This window comes from Aquabacter sp. DMC10, assembly GCF_056314145.1.
The window spans coordinates 93,322-109,635 of record NZ_JBQUYX010000002.1 but is presented as its reverse complement, the minus strand read 5'-3'; the positions used below and the strand labels follow the sequence as shown (position 1 = coordinate 109,635).

Sequence of the window (16,314 nt, the reverse complement as noted above, 5' to 3'; positions counted from 1 at the left end):
GAACAGCGGCGCGGCTCTCGGGCGCGCCCGACCGATCCCGCTTGCGAGCTTTTTCATGTCCCTCCCGCCCAATGCGTCCGGCCTGCCCTTCGACGACATCCGCAACCTCGTCGCCACCATGCCCGGCCCGGACATCGGCGCTCGCGTCCTGGCGGAGGACCGCCAGTCGCAGCTCTTGAAGCCGCCGGGCGCTCTGGGGCGGCTGGAGGAGATCGCCATTCACCTGGCCACCTGGCAGGGCAAGGGCATTCCCACCGCCGACCGGCCCATGGTGGCGGTGTTCGCCGGCACCCATGGGGTGACCGCGCATGGCGTGTCGCCCTATCCCTCCGAAGTGACGCGGCAGATGCTGGACGCCTTCACCGCCGGCAAGGCCGCGGTGAACCAGATCTGCGCCACCTTCGATGCGGGCCTGCGGGTGTTCGACCTCGCCCTGGACCTGCCCACCGGCGACATCACCCGCGAGGCGGCGCTGGATGAGCGGGCCTGTGCTGCCACCATGGCGTTTGGCATGCAGGCCATTGCTGGCGGGGCGGACGTGCTGATCCTCGGCGAGATGGGCATCGGCAACACCACGGTGGCCGCTGCCATCTGCCATGCCCTCTATGGTGGCACGGCGCAGGACTGGGTGGGCGCCGGCACGGGCGCCACCGGCGCGGTGCTGGAGCGCAAGATCGCGGCGGTGCGCACGGCGGTGGCGCTCCATGGGCCCGCCAGCGGCGGCGATCCGCTGGAAATCCTGCGCCGTCTCGGCGGCCGGGAACTGGCGGCCATTGCCGGGGCGATCCTGGCGGCCCGGCATGAGCGCGTGCCCGTCATCCTGGACGGCTATGTGGTGACCGCCGCCGCCGCCATTCTCCAGGCCCTCGATCCCGGCGCGCTCGACCATTGCCTGGCCGGCCATGTGTCCGACGAGAAGGCCCATCGCGCCCTGCTCGACCATCTGGGCCTGCGCCCGCTGCTGGATTTCGGCATGCGCCTTGGCGAGGGCTCGGGCGGCGCGCTGGCGGTTGGGCTCATCAAGGCGGCGGTGGCCTGCCACAAGGGCATGGGCACCTTCGCGGACGCCGGCGTCTCCGACAAGGACTGAGCCTCATCCCCCCGCGCGGGTGGGAAGCCGGCGGGAGGCGGGAAAGGCGATCTGCGCCCGCGTGCCGCCTTCCGGCCGGCGCGTGAGGGCGAGGCGCGCGCCATGAAGGTCCGCAAGGCCACGGGCAATGGCGAGGCCCAGGCCAGCACCGCGGCCGCTGACCGGGTCGGTGGTGCTCTCTCGTGAGCGCGCGGCTCCGGTGAGCGGAAGCTCCGCATCGCCGATGCCGGGCCCGGTATCCTCCACGCGGATGAAGGGCTCGCCGGCGGGCAGCACGCCGGCGGTCAGGCGCACCTCGCCGCCGGCGGGGGTGAATTTCACCGCATTGGTCAGCAGGTTCAACGTGATCTGCCGCATGGCCCGCTCGTCGGCCCATAGCCGAGGGGCGCTGTCCTCCTCGCCGAAGGCCAGCGCCACCCCCCGCTCGGCCGCAGCCAGCCGCATCATATGCGCGCAATCCTGCATCAGCGGGCCGAGCGAGACGGCGGTCTCCAGCAAGGTCCGGTGGCCGGTCTCGATGCGGGCGAGATCCAGGATGTCGTCGGCCAGCGCCAGGAGATGACGGCCGGAGGTGTGGATGTCCCGCGCATAGCCCTGATAGGCCGGGACGGTGTGGGGGCCGAGCACTTCGTCGGCCATCATTTCCGAGAAGCCGATGACGGAATTCAGCGGGGTCCGCAATTCGTGGCTCATCTCGGCGAGGAAGCGCGATTTGGCGGCATTCTCGCCCTCCGCCTGCCTCAGTGCAGAGAGCGCGTCCTCCAATGCCCGATGCCGGGCGTGCGCCTGTGCCTCAAGGTGCGCCATTCGCCGGCGCAGCCGGTGGACATAGGTGGCAGCGCCGGCCAGGGCTGCGGCCGCGCAGGCCAGCAGCATCCGCGCCCCCGGCTCTACCTCCGCGCCAAAAGATGCGAAGCCCGACACGGCGGCTGCTGCCCACAGAGCAGGAAGCATCAGGCACGAGAGCGGGGCGGGCGGAGCGGGCAGGGCGAATCCGTGGTCCTGCGCCCGTGCCACCGGTTCAGGGGGCAGGGCGTGCCGGTCGCCAGAGGGTAAGGGTCGATCCATGGCCCTTGCGTTCCGCGCCCCGGCGGAGGGGTGAGTCCGTCCGCATGAGGATGACCCCGACTCCTGCGGCAAGAGGGTTAGCAGAAGGTTAACAAGGAGCGAACGCAGCGCCCTCGCGGGGTCTCATGCCCGGGAATCCGCCGGCGGCCGCCACGAACGGCGATCCCGGCGCACCAGCCGATTGCATACAAACAAGAAGGATGGCACGTCAGTGGGATGTCCACGCGCGATCTCGTCACGGCCATTCTCGTCCTGGCGGCCCTTGCCGGCCTGGCGCGCCTGCTCACGCGGGCCGACGAAGCGGTGGGACCGGCGCGGGCCGTGGATGGCGACACGCTGGAGATTGTCGGCCAGCGGGTGCGCCTGTCCGGCATTGATGCCCCCGAATTCGGCCAGACCTGCGGCACCGACGTGGCCATCTGGCCCTGCGGCGCGGAGGCGCGCACCCATCTGGCAAGCCTGGTGCGCGGCAAGATCGTGACCTGCCGGGGCAACCGGCACGATGGCTACGGGCGTCTGGTGGCCATGTGCTCGGTGGGGCAGGGGGAGGGCGCCATCGATCTTGCCGCCGACATGGTGACCTCGGGTTTGGCGGTGGCCGCCAGCGGGCGCGGCTACAAGACGCTTCAGTCGGAAGCCCAGGCCAGGGGCCGGGGCATCTGGTCCGGCCCATTCCAGCGCCCGGCGGATTGGCGCGCCGCCCATGCCGCCGGTCCCTGAGGACGGCGGCAGGCGCCTTGACGCGATGGGCGCATCATGGTCTGTCGGCGACAAAATGCGAGGAAACGCCGGACCATGAAGCTCTATCTCTCCGCCCGCTCGCCCAACCCCCGCCGGGTGCAGTTCTTCCTCGCCGAGAAGGGCATATCCGTGCCCGAGGTGATGGTGGACCTGGCCGGCAAGGAACATTTGGGCGAGGCCTTCCTGCGCATCAATCCGCGCGCCAAGGTGCCGGTGCTGGAGCTGGACGACGGCACCCACATTGCCGAATCCATCGCCATCTGCCGTTATTTCGAGGCGCTTCAGCCGGAGCCGAACCTGTTCGGCACCACGCCGCGCGAGCAGGGCTTGGTGGAGATGTGGCAGCGTCAGGCGGAGATCGAGCTGATGCAGGCGGTGCAATTCGCCTTCCGCCATCTCCACCCCGCCATGGCCGAGCGGGAAGTGCCGCAGGTCAAGGAATGGGGCGAGGCCAATAAGGCCAAGGTGATGAACTTCCTCGGCTTCCTGGATCGCCACCTGGCCGACCAGGCCTATATTGCCCTCGATCGTTTCACGGTGGCCGACATCACCGCAATCGTGGCCATCGACTTCATGCGCGCGGCCCGGATCGCGGTGCCCGAGGAGATGGTCCATGTGGGGCGCTGGCGCGCGCAGGTCTCCGCCCGCCCGGCCGCCAAGGCGGGAGCCTGAGGCATGCGGGTGACGGTGGTCGGATCGGGGGATGCCTTCTGCTCCGGCGGCCGGGGCACCACCTGCTTTCATGTGGAGGCCAATGGCTTCCGCATGGCCATCGACTATGGCGCGAGCGCCCAGCTTGGATGCAAGAGCCTCGGCCTGAAGGTCGAGGAGCTGGATGCGGTGGTGCTCTCCCATCTCCATGGCGACCATTTCGGCGGCTTGCCCTTCCTCATTCTCGACGGCCAGATGGGCGCCCGGCGCGCGCGGCCTTTGCGCATCTTCGGCCCCCCGGGCACGCAGGCGCGCCTCCATGTGCTGATGGAAGCGCTTTACCCCGGCATCGGCACCAATGGCTGGCGCTTCGACTGGTCCGTGGAAGAGGTGGAGCCCGGCACGCCGGCTGAGGTGGGCCCGTTCCGCCTTCTGACCACGCCGGTGCTGCATTCCTCCGGTGCGCCCTCCACCGCGGTGCGGTTCGAGGGGCTGGGCAAGACGCTCGCTTATTCCGGTGACACCGCCTGGACGCCCGTTTTGTTCGAGGTGGCTGAGAAGGCGGACCTCTTCATCTGCGAATGCTACCGCTATGATGGCGCGCCCACCGGGCATATGGCCTACCAGACCATCGCGGCCCATGGCGATGGCTTCTCCGCCCGGCAGATCCTGTTGACCCACATGAGCGACGAGATGTGGGCCCACCGGGCGGAAGTGGACGCCGCCCGCTTCCTGGTGGCGCGGGACGGCCTCGTCCTTGATGTCTGAGGACCGCGGGCGGGACGGGGCGGAGCGTCTGGCGGACCTGGTCGCCGCCATCCGGGCCTGCCGGGTCTGCATGGAGGCGCCGCTGGGGGCGCCCATGCCCCATGAGCCACGCCCCGTCCTTCGGGTCTCGTCCACCGCCCGCATCCTGGTGGCGAGTCAGGCGCCGGGCACCAAGGTGCATCTGTCCGGCCTGCCCTTCACCGATGCCTCGGGCGATCGCCTGCGGGCCTGGATGGGGGTGGACAAGGCCGTCTTCTATGACGAGGCCCGCATTGCCATCGCGCCCATGGGCTTCTGCTTCCCGGGCCAGGATGCGGCGGGCGGCGACCTGCCGCCGCGACGGGAGTGCGCGCTGCTCTGGCATGACCGGCTGTTCGCCACGTTGCCGCCCTTCGACCTGGTGCTCGCCATCGGCCGCCCGGCCCAGGCCTATCATCTCAAGCGACTGGGCCTTGGCCATCTTCTCGGCAAGGGGTTGACCGAGACGGTGGCCCAGTGGCGGCAGGTGCGCGAGGCGGGAGGGACGCGGGTCTATGCGCTGCCCCATCCGTCCTGGCGCAACACGGGCTGGCTGAAGCGCCACCCCTGGTTCGACGCGGAATTGGTGCCGGAACTTCAGGCAGATATTCGTGAATTTCTGCGCCCGCGCGAGGCGCCCCGGGGCTGAAAGGCGATACATCGGCGCCGTCCGCATTATAATGGGTCGGCACGGGAGCCCTGACATGCATGCCACGTCCGCTTGCGTATTCGACGCCTATGGCACGCTGTTCGACCTGCGCTCGGCCTTGAAGCATCATCTGCAGGTTCTCGGGGCGCCGGCGGAGCGGTTCCTGGACGTGTGGCGCACCAAGCAGCTGGAATATGCCTGGACCTGTGCCCTGATGGGCCTGGACCGCAACTTCCTGGCCGTCACCCGCCAGTCGCTGGATTATGCCTTGCGGGTGTGTGGCATCGCCGATGATTCCGGCGCCGCCCTGGTGGACGAGATCGCCGAAGCCTTCATGGTGCTCGATCCCTACCCGGATGTGGCCCCCGCCTTGCAGGACCTCCGGCGCAGCGGCCGCCGCATCATCATCCTGTCCAACGGCACGCAGGAGATGGTGGCCACGGCGGTGGACAAGGGCGGCCTCGGGGACCTCGTGGACGAGGTCTTGAGCTGCGAGGAAGTGCACACCTTCAAGCCGGACCCGCGCGCCTACCAATTGGCCTGCACCCGCCTCGGCCTCGACCGGGACGACATCATGTTCGTCGCCTCCAACACCTGGGACGTGGCCGGGGCCACCGCCTTCGGCTTTCGCACGGTGTGGGTCAATCGCGGCGCCGAGCCGGCCGAATATCCATCCCTTGCCCCCCTCGCCACCGTCTCCAACCTGACCGACCTTCAGGCCCTGGTGGAGCACGTGGACGCCAGATAAGGCCTTCCTCACCGCCGCCGCCCATGCGAAAGGAGACGCTCGGGCGAGTGCGCCCGTTCGGGTATGGAGTGGAGACGGCCTGATGAGCGATGTGACCGAAACCGGCGTGCGCGAGGCCCTGGCCAAGGTGCGGACCCCCGACGGGGTGCCCTTGTCCGCATCCCCGGCCTTGTCGGGCATCGTGGTCACCAGCGGCAAGGTCTATCTTTCCATCAATGTGGATGCCGCCCAGGCGCGGGCGTGGGAGCCGGTGCGGGTGGCCGCCGAAGAGGTGGTGCGGGCGCTGCCCGGCGTCGCCTCGGCGCTGGTGGCGCTCACCGCCGAGCGCAAGATGGCCGGCCGGCCCGGCGGGGCGCCCCAAGGCGGGCCGCAGGGCGGTCCTCAGGGCGGCCCTCAAGGGGGCGGCAAGGCCATCGAGGTGCCCGGCGTCGGCGCCATCATCGCGGTGGCCTCCGGCAAGGGCGGCGTCGGCAAGTCCACCTTGTCCATCAATCTGGCGCTGGGCCTGCGCGATCTCGGCCTGAAGGTCGGCCTCCTGGACGCCGACATCTACGGGCCCTCCGTGCCGCGTCTGTCGGGCGTGCATGGCAAGCCGGAGACGGTGGACGGGCGCATGATGGTGCCGCTGGAGAATTTCGGCCTCCAGCTCATGTCCATCGGCTTCCTGGTGGACGAGGCGACCCCCATGATCTGGCGTGGCCCCATGGTCATGTCGGCGCTCACCCAGATGCTGCGCGAGGTGAAGTGGGGGCCGCTGGACGTGCTGGTGGTGGACATGCCCCCCGGCACCGGCGATGCCCAGCTCACCATGGCCCAGCAGGTCAATTTGGCTGGCGCCGTCATCGTCTCGACGCCCCAGGATCTGGCGCTGATCGACGCCCGGCGCGGCATTGCCATGTTCCAGCGGGTGAACGTGCCCATCCTCGGCGTGGTGGAGAACATGTCCTATTTCATGTGCCCCCATTGCGGCGAGCGCTCGGACATTTTCGGCCATGGCGGGGCACGGCACGAGGCGGAGGAGATCGGCGTGCCCTTCCTGGGCGAAGTTCCGCTCCACATGCGCATTCGCGAGATGTCGGATGCCGGCCTGCCCATCCTGGTGTCCGACCCGCAGAGCCCGCAGGCGGAGGTCTATCGCAATATCGCCCGCGCCGTTCAGGCCTCCATGGGGCGGGTGGGTGCCAGTGCCCGCAAGGCGCCGCGGATCGTGATCGAGTAGCGGCCGACCTACGCCTTTAGTCCCATATGCGGGCGGTCGCCAATGCAACCGCCTTCCGGTAGAAGAGGGTAGGGCGTTCCGTCGGCAGGCCGGCCGAACCGGGATGCCAGAAGAATTTCATAGGGAGTCTCAGACATGAAACGCCGTGAGTTCCTGACCACTGCGGGCGCGGGCGTCGCCGCCTCCACCGCCGTCGCCATGCCGGCGATCGCGCAGTCTCAGCCCGAGATCAAGTGGCGCTGCACCTCCTCCTTCCCGAAGTCCTTGGACACCATCTACGGCGCCGCCGAGCTGATGGCCAAGAGCGTGGCGGAAGCCACCGACGGCAAGTTCCAGATCCAGGTTTTCGCGGCCGGTGAAATCGTCCCCGGTCTGCAGGCCCTCGACGCGACCCAGAACAAGACCGTCGAGATGTGCCACACGGCCTCCTATTATTATGTGGGCAAGGACCCGTCCTTCGCGTTCGGCTCCGCCTTCCCGTTCGGCCTCAATGCCCGTCAGCTGAATTCCTGGTTCTACCATGGCGGCGGCCTCCAGGTTCTGAACGAGTTCTACAAGAAGTATAACGTGGTCATGCTGCCGGGCGGCAATACGGGCTGTCAAATGGGCGGCTGGTTCCGCAAGGAGATCAAGAGCATTCAGGACCTCCAGGGCCTGAAGTTCCGCATCGCCGGCATTGCCGGCCAGATCTTCTCCAAGCTCGGCGCCGTGCCTCAGCAGCTCGCCGGCGGCGACATCTATCCCGCGCTGGAAAAGGGCACCATCGACGGCGCCGAGTGGGTCGGCCCCTATGACGATGAGAAGCTCGGCCTCTACAAGGTGGCTCAGTATTACTATTATCCCGGTTGGTGGGAAGGCTGCGCGGGCCTGACCTTCTTCTACAATCAGGACAAGTGGAACGAGCTGCCCAAGACCTACCAGGCGGTCCTCACCTCGGTGGCCGCGCAGGTGAATGGCGACATGCTCGCCAATTACGACGCGAAGAACCCGGCCGCCGTGCAGCGTCTGGTGAAGGCCGGCAGCCAGCTGCGCCGCTTCCCCAATGACGTGATGGACGCCTGCTTCAAGGTCGCCCACGAAATGTATGAAGACATCGGGTCCAAGAACCCTGACTTCAAGAAGATCTACGAATCGGCCCGTCCGTTCCGTAACGAATCTTACCTGTGGTGGCAGATCGCCGAGTATAATTACGACGACTACATGATCCGCGCCCGCAGCCGCGGCTGAGTCGGATCGGTCCCCGACGAACGAAGGCCCCGGAGCGATCCGGGGCCTTTTTTATTGGTACGCCCTCCTAGGCACGCCCTTTAAGGCGCGGTCTCCAGCGCCTTGCGCATGCCGCGGCTTAGCGGGTCGCGCCGGGGGTCGCCTGGGTGCGGCCGCCTTCCTGCGCGGCGCCCTTGTGGGTGTCCTGGCCGGGGGCAACGCCGCTGCGCGGGGTGGACGGGGTGTTCACCGAACCGGTGGTGTCCATGGACCCGCCGCTGCCGCCGGGCGAGGCCTGGGTGCGGCCACCCTGCTGGGCGGCGCCGGACTGGGTGTTCTGGCCGGGGGCCACGCCGCTCTGCGGCGTCGGCTGGGCGGCCTGGTCATTGCGATGCACCGCGCCGGAGCCGGAGGCGCCCGGGCTCATGCCGGTGCGCCCGCCTTCCTGTGCCGGGCCGGCCTGGGTGTTGGGGGCAGGGGCGATGCCGCTCTGGGCGGCGGCGCCCATGGTGGTCAGCGCCAGGGCGGCGGCGGTGAGAAGGGGAAGCGTCTTGTTCATTGATATCTCCTTTGTCGTCCCGCTCGCTCGTTGCAACGCCCTCACGGCGCCCCGGTTCAATCACGCCGGCGTGTGCACGGGCATCGCGCGGCCGCGCATGGGGAGGAGGCCTGCGCCGGGGAACGTATGGCGTTGCAATGTGATCGACGCCTGCTCTAGTGTCCGCGCGCGTTTCGACCCCTCTTCCAGCTGCCGGAAGGCTGCCCATGATCGACCCTTCGCTGCCCGCCCACATGCGCCCCGACCGTTCCTTCCAGGGATTGCTGCTCACCTTGCAGCGCTTCTGGGCGGATCAGGGCTGCGTGGTCCTGCAGCCCTATGACATGGAAGTGGGCGCGGGCACCTTCCATCCGGCCACCACGCTCCGGGCGCTCGGACCGCGCCATTGGCGCGCCGCCTATGTGCAGCCCTCGCGCCGGCCGAAGGATGGGCGCTATGGCGAGAACCCCAATCGCCTCCAGCATTATTATCAGTTCCAGGTGATCCTGAAGCCCTCGCCGGACAACCTGCAGGAGCTCTATCTCGCTTCCCTCGACGCCATCGGCATCGACACGCGCCTGCATGACGTGCGCTTCGTCGAGGATGACTGGGAGAGCCCGACGCTTGGCGCCTGGGGCCTGGGCTGGGAATGCTGGTGCGACGGCATGGAAGTCTCGCAATTCACCTATTTTCAGCAGGTGGCGGGCTTCGAGTGTTCGCCGGTCTCGGGCGAGCTGACCTATGGCCTGGAGCGCCTCGCCATGTATGTGCAGGGCGTGGAGAACGTCTACGACCTGAATTTCAACGGGCGCGAGGGCGCCGAGAAGGTCACTTATGGCGATGTCTTCCTGCAGGCCGAGCAGGAATATTCCCGCCACAATTTTGAATATGCCGACACCGACATGCTGCTGGAGCAGTTCCGCATGGCGGAGGCGGCCTGCGCCAAATATCTGGCGGCCGGCGACCGGGGCGAGCGGCACCTCATGGCGCTGCCGGCCTATGACCAGTGCATCAAGGCCTCCCACGTCTTCAACCTCTTGGATGCGCGCGGCGTCATCTCGGTGACCGAGCGGCAAAGCTACATCCTGCGGGTGCGCGAGCTGGCCAAGGCGTGCGGGGCGGCCTTTCTGAAGACGCAGGCCGGCGGCGCCGCCTGATCGGGAAAGGGGCGGGGGCCCATGGACGATCATGCCGGGCGCGCCATGCGCCTTCCCTGGAAGACGGTGGCCGCCGGCGCCGCGGGCAATGTGCTGGAGTGGTACGACTTCGCGGCCTATGGCTTCTTCGCCACCGTGTTCGCCAAGGTGTTCTTCCCCCTCAGCACGCCCTTCGTGGGGCTGCTCTCGGCCTTCGCGGTCTTCGCCGCCTCCTTCCTCATGCGTCCGCTGGGAGCGGTGGTGTTCGGCACGCTGGGGGACCGGCTCGGACGCTCTCGGGCGCTGGTGGTCTCCGCCGGCTTGATGACCGCCTCCACGGTCTCCATCGGCTTCCTGCCCACCTATGACATGGTGGGCATGGCCGCCCCGGTGCTGCTTCTGCTGATGCGCCTCGTCCAGGGTGTATGCATAGGTGGGGAATACACCACCTCCGCCGTTTTTTTGGCCGAGCATGCCGCCCCCGGGCGCCGGGGCTTTGCCACCTCGTTTTCGGCGGCCGGCGTGAGTGGCGGCACGCTGCTCGGGTCCGGGGTGGCCGCCATCGTCTCCACCACGCTGAGCCCCGACGATCTGGCCAGCTGGGGATGGCGGGTGCCGTTCCTGCTGGGGGTGGTGCTGGGCATCGTGTCGCTTTACCTGCGCCGCACGGCCCTTGGGGAGGCGCCGGCGGCGCCCTCCGGCGGCCTGCCGCTCCTGGATACGTTCCGGCACGATTGGCCCGACCTGACGCGGGCGGTGATCCTCTCCTTCCAGGCGGGCGTCGCCTATTATTTGCTGTTCGTCTATCTGGCGACCTATCTCCAGGAGCAGGATGGTCTGTCCGCCAGCTTCACCTTGCGCCTCAACACCGTCTGCCTCGCGGTGACCATGGTGCTGGTGCCCGTCTGCGCGGTGCTCAGCGACAAGATGGGGCGGCGGGCCGTGCTGCTGGTGGGCATGGCGGGTCTGACGCTTCTCACCTGGCCCTTGTTCACCCTGTTCGGACGGGACGACGTGCGCCTGGTGATCTCGGGCCAGGTGGTGCTGGCGATGCTGCTGCCGCTCGCCAATGCACCGATGGCGGCCATGCTGGTGGAGATGTTCCCGCGCGAACGGCGCTGCTCGGCGGTGGCGTTCGCGTGGAATCTGGGGGTGGGCATCGGCGGGGGAACCGCGCCCATGGTGGCCACCTTCCTGGTGGGGGACCTCAGCAGCAAGATGGCGCCGGCGCTTTACCTGGCGGTGGTCTCCGGTGTGGCGGCGCTGGTGGTGGTGACCCTGAAGGACCGCCATCTCGGCCCGCTCGATCCCGATCCCGCCCAGCCGGCATCTCGACGCGCTGGCTGAAACAGAATAGACGCGGGGGCAGCCGGCCCGTCTGGTCCGCCCCCATTTTCCTCCGCCAACCCGCCCGGCGCGTCCGCCCGGGCAGGAAGAGCCAGATCCGATGCCCGACCTGTTTCTTGAACTGTTCAGCGAAGAAATCCCCGCCCGCATGCAGGCGCAGGCCGCCGAGGCGCTGCGCAAGCTGGTGACGGACGCTTTGGTCGAGCGCGGCCTGCTTTATGAGGGCGCGAAGGCCTTCGTCACGCCGCGCCGCCTGGCGCTGGCGGTGCACGGTCTGCCCGGCCGGCAGGCGGACAGCAAGGAAGAACGCAAGGGTCCGCGCGTGGGCGCGCCGGAGGGGGCCATCCAGGGCTTCCTCAAGGCCGCGGGCCTCGCGTCCATCGATCAGGCCACCATCCAAACCGACCCCAAGAAGGGCGATTTCTACGTGGCCGTGGTGGAGCGGCCCGGCCGCCCCACCGCCGAGGTGATCGCCGAGATCGTGCCGCAGATCATCCGCGCCTTCCCCTGGCCCAAGTCCATGCGCTGGGGCACGGGGAGCATGCGCTGGGTGCGCCCGCTCCATTCCATCGTCTGCACCTTCGGCACCGACATCGAGGAGGTGGAGGTCATCCGCTTCGAGGTGGAGGGCATCACCTCGTCCAACGTCACCTATGGCCACCGTTTCCTGGCGCCCGGCGCCATCGAGGTGAAGCGCCTGGATGACTGGCTGACCAAGCTGGAGGCCGCCAAGGTGGTGGCCGACCGCGACCGCCGCAAGTCCATCATCCTTTCCGACGCGAAGGACCTGGCGCTCGTCCACGGATTGGAGCTGGTGGAGGACGAGGGCCTGCTGGAGGAAGTGGCGGGCCTGGTGGAATGGCCGGTGGTGCTCATCGGCGCCTTCGATGCCGCCTTCCTCGACATTCCCGACGAGGTGATCCGCGCCACCATCCGCGCCAACCAGAAGTGCTTCGTGCTGAAGGACCCCAAGACCGGGCGCCTCGCCAACCGCTTCATCCTGATCTCGAACCTGGCCGCCACCGACCAGGGCGCCGCCATCGTGGCGGGCAATGGCCGCGTCATCCGTGCCCGCCTGTCGGATGCCAAGTTCTTCTGGGACACCGACCGGCGCACGGCGCTGGAAGACCGGCTCGGCAAGTTCGATACCATCACCTTCCACGAGAAGCTGGGCAGCCAGGGCGCCCGCATCGCCCGCATCTCGCGCCTTGCCGCCGAGATCGCGCCGCAGGTGGGCGCCGATCCCGAGCTTGCCGCCCGCGCCGCCCGCATCGCCAAGGCGGACCTGCTGACCGAGGTGGTGGGCGAGTTCCCGGAACTGCAGGGCCTCATGGGCCGCTATTATGCCGAGCACGAGAAGCTGCCGGCCGAGATCGCGGCGGCCAGCGAAGATCATTACAAGCCGCAGGGTCCGTCCGACCGCGTGCCCACGGCGCCCGTCTCGGTGGCGGTGGCGCTGGCCGACAAGATCGACACGCTGGTGGGCTTCTGGGTCATCAATGAGAAGCCCACCGGCTCCAAGGACCCCTATGCCCTGCGCCGTGCCGCCCTGGGCGTGATCCGCATCGTGCTGGATAACCAGCTGACCTTGCCCCTGCGGCCGGTGATCGTCGCCTCCGCCCGCGCCATCCTGGGTGAGGCCCATTACGGTGCCAACCCGCTGGACGTGTTCCGCCTGGACAAGCTCGCCAACAAGCTGGTGGCGGACATCCTGCACGACCTCGCTCGCCGCATTGCCAAGCTCGGGCCGGATTCGGTGCCCGACGAGGCCCTGCGGGTGGAAGGCCAGACGCTGGCGGGGGATCTTGCCACCGACCTCCTCGCCTTCCTCGCCGAGCGCCTCAAGGTGCACATGCGCGAGCGTGGCGCCCGCCACGATCTCGTGGACGCCGTCTTCGCGCTCGAGGGGCAGGACGACCTGCTGCAGATCGTCCGCCGCGTGGAGGCCCTCCAGGCCTTCCTGGAGACCGACGACGGCAAGACCTTGCTGGCCGGCTATCGCCGCGCGGTGAACATCCTGCGCATCGAGGAGAAGAAGGACGGCGCCCGCTATGAGGGGCCGGCCGCCCCCGCGCTCTTCGTGGCGCCGCAGGAGCAGGCCCTGGGCGGCGCCATCGAAGAGGTGAAGGCGCAGGTTCGCACGGCCGTGGCCGCCGAGGATTATGCCGGCGCCATGGCGGCGCTCGCCCGCCTGCGCGCGCCCGTGGACGCCTTCTTCGAGGATGTGACGGTGAATGCCCCCGAGGCCCCGCTGCGCATCAACCGCCTGAAGCTGCTGGACGAGATTCGCGCCGCCACCCGCGGAATCGCCGACTTCGACCGCATCGAGGGATAGGCATTCCCGTTCGCCGGCGCCGCCCTGCGGCGCCGGCGCAGAAAATCGCACCCCCGCCGCGCCCAATGGGGCGAAATTTCCGCCGCCGGCGCCATGCCAGCGCGCCAATTGTTAAGGCCGCGCTCGGCCGCGCGCCCCGGATCGGCCCGGTGCCACTGACGCCGCTCTGTCTAGCGCCCCCGCCGCGTCTTCCCCGCCGCCGTGCCGCCGCCGGTCCCCTCGCTCCTGTCAGCGCCTTTGATTCCATAAGGTTGCAGGCCCCGGGCGCGCCATCGCGCACCAGTGGGCACCCTCACGCCGTGGGGAGAGGACGAGGTCCGGGAGGTCGTCTTCAAAGGGTCGTGAGGCTCGATGGGATTTAGGTCCTGTTAATACAAGTAAATATCGGTTTTATTTGGGTTTTTAGGGAAATGTTCATTGCCCCGCTTCACTGTGCTCAGAGGGTTGGGTTGAGTAATGGGTGAGCGTAGCGATGACCGATGCCTATCGGCCGAGGGTGAAATACGTGATCGGCCCGGACGGAAGTCCGTTGACCGTAGCTGATCTTCCGCCACCGGACACCAGACGCTGGGTCATCCGGCGCAAAGCAGAAGTGGTCGCCGCCGTGCGCGGGGGTCTCATCAGTCTTGAGGAAGCCTGCAAGCGCTATACGCTGACGGTGGACGAATTCCTGTCCTGGCAGGCATCCATCGACCGTCACGGCCTTCCCGGCCTGCGCACCACGCGCATCCAGCATTATCGCCAATAAAGGCAAGGGGCGGCGCGTCACGCCCGCCCGGATCTCTCCTTAGGCCGGCGCTCGTCTTTCAGAGGCACGGCAGATGCGCATCGCATCTTCCCGAAAAAGCGTTCGGGTCGAGATCATCCGCCCCCGTCTTCGCGCCTCAGCGGCGGTTCATCTTGCGAAGACAGCCGTAATGGCGGATCAGCCAAGATCAGGAACAGCTCAGACCATGGCGGTCAGTGCTGGGCCCGTGCGGGTTCAGCCGGCGCGGGGTGGAGCTGTGTTGCGTCCGCGACGCCCCGCACGAAATCGGCGAGGCGCGCGGCACCGTCTTCGGGCGTGCCCACATTGACGATCTCCAGGTCCGGCGCGATGTCGAGGGCCGGGGCGCGCATCAGCCGTTCGGCAATGTCCTGCGCGCTCTCCCGCCCGCGGGCGGCGAGGCGCTGGGCGCGCACCTCCACCGGCGCCGTCACATGCACCACATGGAGCCGCTCAAAACGCGTCCGCGCCACCGGCAAGGTGGCCCGCGAGCCGTTGGCGATGACCGTATGCCCGGCTGAAATCCAGTCCGCCACGTCCTCCCCGAGCGCGTAGCTCAGGCCATGGGCCTGCCAGCACAAGGCAAAGCGCGGCTGGAGCCGGTCGAATTCCTCCTGCGTGAGGGTGCCATGGGCTTCCCCGGCGCCGGCCGGGCGGGTGACGAGGCGGCGGGCCACATGCACGTCGGCCCGCTCCGCCAGCGCCGCACGGGCGATGTCGATGAGCGTGTCCTTGCCCGCGCCCGAAGGCCCCACCACCAGGATCAAGGCCCCCGGCCCCAGCCGCCCTTGCGCATCGCTCATGCCACCCGACGCCCCTCGCGCCATACTCCGCGCACCACCGGCATGTCGCCGACGAGCCCCACGCGGATCAGGTCCGCCCGCCGATCGGGCGCGATCTCTCCCCGGTCCAGGAGCCCCGCCGCCTCGGCGGGGGTGCGGGAGACCATGCGCACCGCCTGTGGCAGGCTGATGGCCTCTTCCCGGCGCGTGAGGTCGAAGGCGCTCCACAGGAGGGAGGAGGGCACATAGTCCGAGGACAGGATGTCGAGCAAGCCGTTGCGCGCCAGTTCCTGGGCCGAGACATTGCCGGTGTGGGAGCCGCCCCGCACTAGGTTCGGCGCGCCCATGAGCACGCGGATGCCGGCGGCATGGGACAGGCGGGCCGCCTCCAGCGTGGTGGGAAATTCGGCGATGGCCACCTGATCGCCGATGGCGTCCTCCACATGATCCGGCGTGCCGTCGTCATGGCTCGCCAGCACGATGCCGCGCGCCTGCGCCAGGGCCACGAGGCCGGCTCGGTTCTCGCGGGCGAAGCGGGCGTGGAAATCGAGGCGGGTGGCGACGATGACGTCCATCTCCGCGTCGGTGATGCCGCTCTTCTTCTTGTAGTAGCTGCGGAACTGCTCGATGGTCGCGAACTGGCGCTGGCCCGGCGTGTGGTCCATGAGCGAGACGAGGCGCACCTCGAAGCGGTCCATCAGGGCCTGGGCATCCTCCACCACGCTGTCGGTGGGAATCTCGCAGCGCAGGTGGATGAGGTGCTCGGCCCGCAGGGCGTCCGCCGCGCGGGCGGCGCTCAGCGCCTCGGCAAGGACGGGGGCATCGCCATCCATGCCCACCGCCTTCTTATCCGGCCACACGCGCAGGGAATCGAACACGGTGGTGATGCCGGAGGCGGCGATCTGCGCATCATGGGCGAGCACCGCTGCCATGGGGTTCCAGCGCACCTTGGGTCGGGGCGACAGATGGCCTTCCACATGGTCGGTGTGCAGTTCGACAAGGCCCGGCAGCACATAGTCGCCGGCACAATCGATGGCGTCGTGGGGCGCGGCGCCGGTGCCGATCTCCGCGATCCGCCCGTCGCGGATGCGCACATCGCCCTCGATCACCGCATCTGCGGTGACGATGCGGGCATTGGCGAGGATGAGCTCGGGTTCGGGAGACGCCTGCGGCATCGCAATTCCTCCTTGGAGGCGTGTTTCATCATTTGCGGGCGAAGGCGCTGTCTCGGCTCCGTCCGCGTGAAAGGTGC

At 68.6% G+C, this 16,314-nt stretch carries 16 protein-coding genes; 12 read left to right on the top strand and 4 right to left on the bottom strand.

Annotation, left to right across the window (positions count from 1 at the left end; genetic code table 11):
* Positions 1–55: 55 nt before the first annotated feature.
* Complete coding sequence (gene cobT, locus ACT54L_RS05320) at positions 56–1,090, top strand: nicotinate-nucleotide--dimethylbenzimidazole phosphoribosyltransferase (protein WP_476084512.1); 1,035 nt, start codon at positions 56–58, stop codon at positions 1,088–1,090.
* A gap of 3 nt (positions 1,091–1,093) precedes the next feature.
* Here cobT and ACT54L_RS05315 read toward each other — a convergent pair whose 3' ends face one another.
* Complete coding sequence (locus ACT54L_RS05315; protein ID WP_476084511.1) at positions 1,094–1,966, bottom strand: sensor histidine kinase; 873 nt, start codon at positions 1,964–1,966, stop codon at positions 1,094–1,096.
* Positions 1,967–2,374: 408 nt separating this feature from the next.
* Here ACT54L_RS05315 and ACT54L_RS05310 point away from each other — a divergent pair, with 408 nt between their 5' ends.
* The 7 genes from ACT54L_RS05310 to ACT54L_RS05280 all read left to right on the top strand — a co-directional run bounded on the left by ACT54L_RS05310 (position 2,375) and on the right by ACT54L_RS05280 (position 8,179).
* Positions 2,375–2,878, top strand: coding sequence for a thermonuclease family protein (locus ACT54L_RS05310; RefSeq protein ID WP_476084510.1), 504 nt, complete (start codon positions 2,375–2,377; stop codon positions 2,876–2,878).
* Positions 2,879–2,953: 75 nt separating this feature from the next.
* Entirely contained in the window at positions 2,954–3,571 is a 618-nt protein-coding gene (locus ACT54L_RS05305; protein ID WP_476084509.1) for a glutathione S-transferase family protein, read from the top strand.
* Between the two features lie 3 nt (positions 3,572–3,574).
* Positions 3,575–4,318, top strand: a complete 744-nt coding sequence (locus ACT54L_RS05300) for an MBL fold metallo-hydrolase (protein ID WP_476084508.1) — start codon at positions 3,575–3,577, stop codon at positions 4,316–4,318.
* Positions 4,311–4,985 carry a uracil-DNA glycosylase family protein gene (locus ACT54L_RS05295; protein WP_476084507.1) on the top strand — a complete coding sequence of 225 codons (675 nt, stop codon included), beginning with the start codon at positions 4,311–4,313 and terminating at the stop codon, positions 4,983–4,985. The genes ACT54L_RS05300 and ACT54L_RS05295 overlap by 8 nt, the downstream gene beginning before the upstream one ends.
* Before the next feature lie 55 nt (positions 4,986–5,040).
* Entirely contained in the window at positions 5,041–5,733 is a 693-nt protein-coding gene (locus ACT54L_RS05290) for a haloacid dehalogenase type II (protein ID WP_476084506.1), read from the top strand.
* An 82-nt stretch (positions 5,734–5,815) separates the two neighbouring features.
* Positions 5,816–6,952 carry an Mrp/NBP35 family ATP-binding protein gene (locus ACT54L_RS05285; protein WP_476084505.1) on the top strand — a complete coding sequence of 379 codons (1,137 nt, stop codon included), beginning with the start codon at positions 5,816–5,818 and terminating at the stop codon, positions 6,950–6,952.
* A gap of 135 nt (positions 6,953–7,087) precedes the next feature.
* A complete protein-coding gene (locus ACT54L_RS05280; RefSeq protein WP_476084504.1) occupies positions 7,088–8,179 on the top strand; it encodes a TRAP transporter substrate-binding protein in 1,092 nt (363 codons plus the stop codon).
* Between the two features lie 118 nt (positions 8,180–8,297).
* On the opposite strand, the gene ACT54L_RS05275 is transcribed toward ACT54L_RS05280, so the two are convergent.
* The gene (locus ACT54L_RS05275; RefSeq protein WP_476084503.1) at positions 8,298–8,717 is read right to left on the bottom strand and encodes a hypothetical protein; all 420 of its coding nucleotides are present in this window, start codon (positions 8,715–8,717) and stop codon (positions 8,298–8,300) included.
* Positions 8,718–8,926: 209 nt separating this feature from the next.
* On the opposite strand from ACT54L_RS05275, the gene ACT54L_RS05270 reads away from it, so the two are divergent.
* The 4 genes from ACT54L_RS05270 (at position 8,927) to sciP (ending at position 14,262) form a co-directional block, all read left to right on the top strand.
* The gene (locus tag ACT54L_RS05270) at positions 8,927–9,853 is read left to right on the top strand and encodes a glycine--tRNA ligase subunit alpha (protein WP_476085161.1); all 927 of its coding nucleotides are present in this window, start codon (positions 8,927–8,929) and stop codon (positions 9,851–9,853) included.
* 21 nt (positions 9,854–9,874) lie between these two features.
* Positions 9,875–11,179 (top strand): MFS transporter, encoded by a 1,305-nt coding sequence (locus ACT54L_RS05265; protein WP_476084502.1) that lies wholly within the window; start codon positions 9,875–9,877, stop codon positions 11,177–11,179.
* Positions 11,180–11,279: 100 nt separating this feature from the next.
* Positions 11,280–13,514, top strand: coding sequence for a glycine--tRNA ligase subunit beta (glyS, locus tag ACT54L_RS05260; RefSeq protein WP_476084501.1), 2,235 nt, complete (start codon positions 11,280–11,282; stop codon positions 13,512–13,514).
* A gap of 472 nt (positions 13,515–13,986) precedes the next feature.
* Positions 13,987–14,262, top strand: a complete 276-nt coding sequence (gene sciP, locus ACT54L_RS05255; protein WP_127089660.1) for a CtrA inhibitor SciP — start codon at positions 13,987–13,989, stop codon at positions 14,260–14,262.
* A gap of 212 nt (positions 14,263–14,474) precedes the next feature.
* Here the strand turns inward: sciP and phnN are convergent, their stop codons facing one another.
* Together phnN and ACT54L_RS05245 are read right to left on the bottom strand one after the other, a co-directional pair.
* Positions 14,475–15,083 (bottom strand): phosphonate metabolism protein/1,5-bisphosphokinase (PRPP-forming) PhnN, encoded by a 609-nt coding sequence (phnN, locus tag ACT54L_RS05250; RefSeq protein ID WP_476084500.1) that lies wholly within the window; start codon positions 15,081–15,083, stop codon positions 14,475–14,477.
* Positions 15,080–16,237 carry an alpha-D-ribose 1-methylphosphonate 5-triphosphate diphosphatase gene (locus ACT54L_RS05245; protein ID WP_476084499.1) on the bottom strand — a complete coding sequence of 386 codons (1,158 nt, stop codon included), beginning with the start codon at positions 16,235–16,237 and terminating at the stop codon, positions 15,080–15,082. The genes phnN and ACT54L_RS05245 overlap by 4 nt, the downstream gene beginning before the upstream one ends.
* Positions 16,238–16,314 lie beyond the last annotated feature (77 nt).

What these genes read in the sequence shown, in the direction of transcription:
- ACT54L_RS05265 (WP_476084502.1), top strand. Translation starts at nt 9,875, where the DNA reads ATGGACGATCATGCCGGGCGCGCCATGCGCCTTCCCTGGAAGACGGTG.
- ACT54L_RS05315 (WP_476084511.1), bottom strand. Translation starts at nt 1,966, where the DNA reads ATGCTGCTGGCCTGCGCGGCCGCAGCCCTGGCCGGCGCTGCCACCTAT.
- phnN (WP_476084500.1), bottom strand. Translation starts at nt 15,083, where the DNA reads ATGAGCGATGCGCAAGGGCGGCTGGGGCCGGGGGCCTTGATCCTGGTG.
- cobT (WP_476084512.1), top strand. Translation starts at nt 56, where the DNA reads ATGTCCCTCCCGCCCAATGCGTCCGGCCTGCCCTTCGACGACATCCGC.
- ACT54L_RS05285 (WP_476084505.1), top strand. Translation starts at nt 5,816, where the DNA reads ATGAGCGATGTGACCGAAACCGGCGTGCGCGAGGCCCTGGCCAAGGTG.
- ACT54L_RS05305 (WP_476084509.1), top strand. Translation starts at nt 2,954, where the DNA reads ATGAAGCTCTATCTCTCCGCCCGCTCGCCCAACCCCCGCCGGGTGCAG.
- ACT54L_RS05295 (WP_476084507.1), top strand. Translation starts at nt 4,311, where the DNA reads ATGTCTGAGGACCGCGGGCGGGACGGGGCGGAGCGTCTGGCGGACCTG.
- ACT54L_RS05290 (WP_476084506.1), top strand. Translation starts at nt 5,041, where the DNA reads ATGCATGCCACGTCCGCTTGCGTATTCGACGCCTATGGCACGCTGTTC.
- ACT54L_RS05280 (WP_476084504.1), top strand. Translation starts at nt 7,088, where the DNA reads ATGAAACGCCGTGAGTTCCTGACCACTGCGGGCGCGGGCGTCGCCGCC.
- ACT54L_RS05275 (WP_476084503.1), bottom strand. Translation starts at nt 8,717, where the DNA reads ATGAACAAGACGCTTCCCCTTCTCACCGCCGCCGCCCTGGCGCTGACC.
- ACT54L_RS05245 (WP_476084499.1), bottom strand. Translation starts at nt 16,237, where the DNA reads ATGCCGCAGGCGTCTCCCGAACCCGAGCTCATCCTCGCCAATGCCCGC.
- sciP (WP_127089660.1), top strand. Translation starts at nt 13,987, where the DNA reads ATGACCGATGCCTATCGGCCGAGGGTGAAATACGTGATCGGCCCGGAC.
- ACT54L_RS05300 (WP_476084508.1), top strand. Translation starts at nt 3,575, where the DNA reads ATGCGGGTGACGGTGGTCGGATCGGGGGATGCCTTCTGCTCCGGCGGC.
- glyS (WP_476084501.1), top strand. Translation starts at nt 11,280, where the DNA reads ATGCCCGACCTGTTTCTTGAACTGTTCAGCGAAGAAATCCCCGCCCGC.
- ACT54L_RS05310 (WP_476084510.1), top strand. Translation starts at nt 2,375, where the DNA reads ATGTCCACGCGCGATCTCGTCACGGCCATTCTCGTCCTGGCGGCCCTT.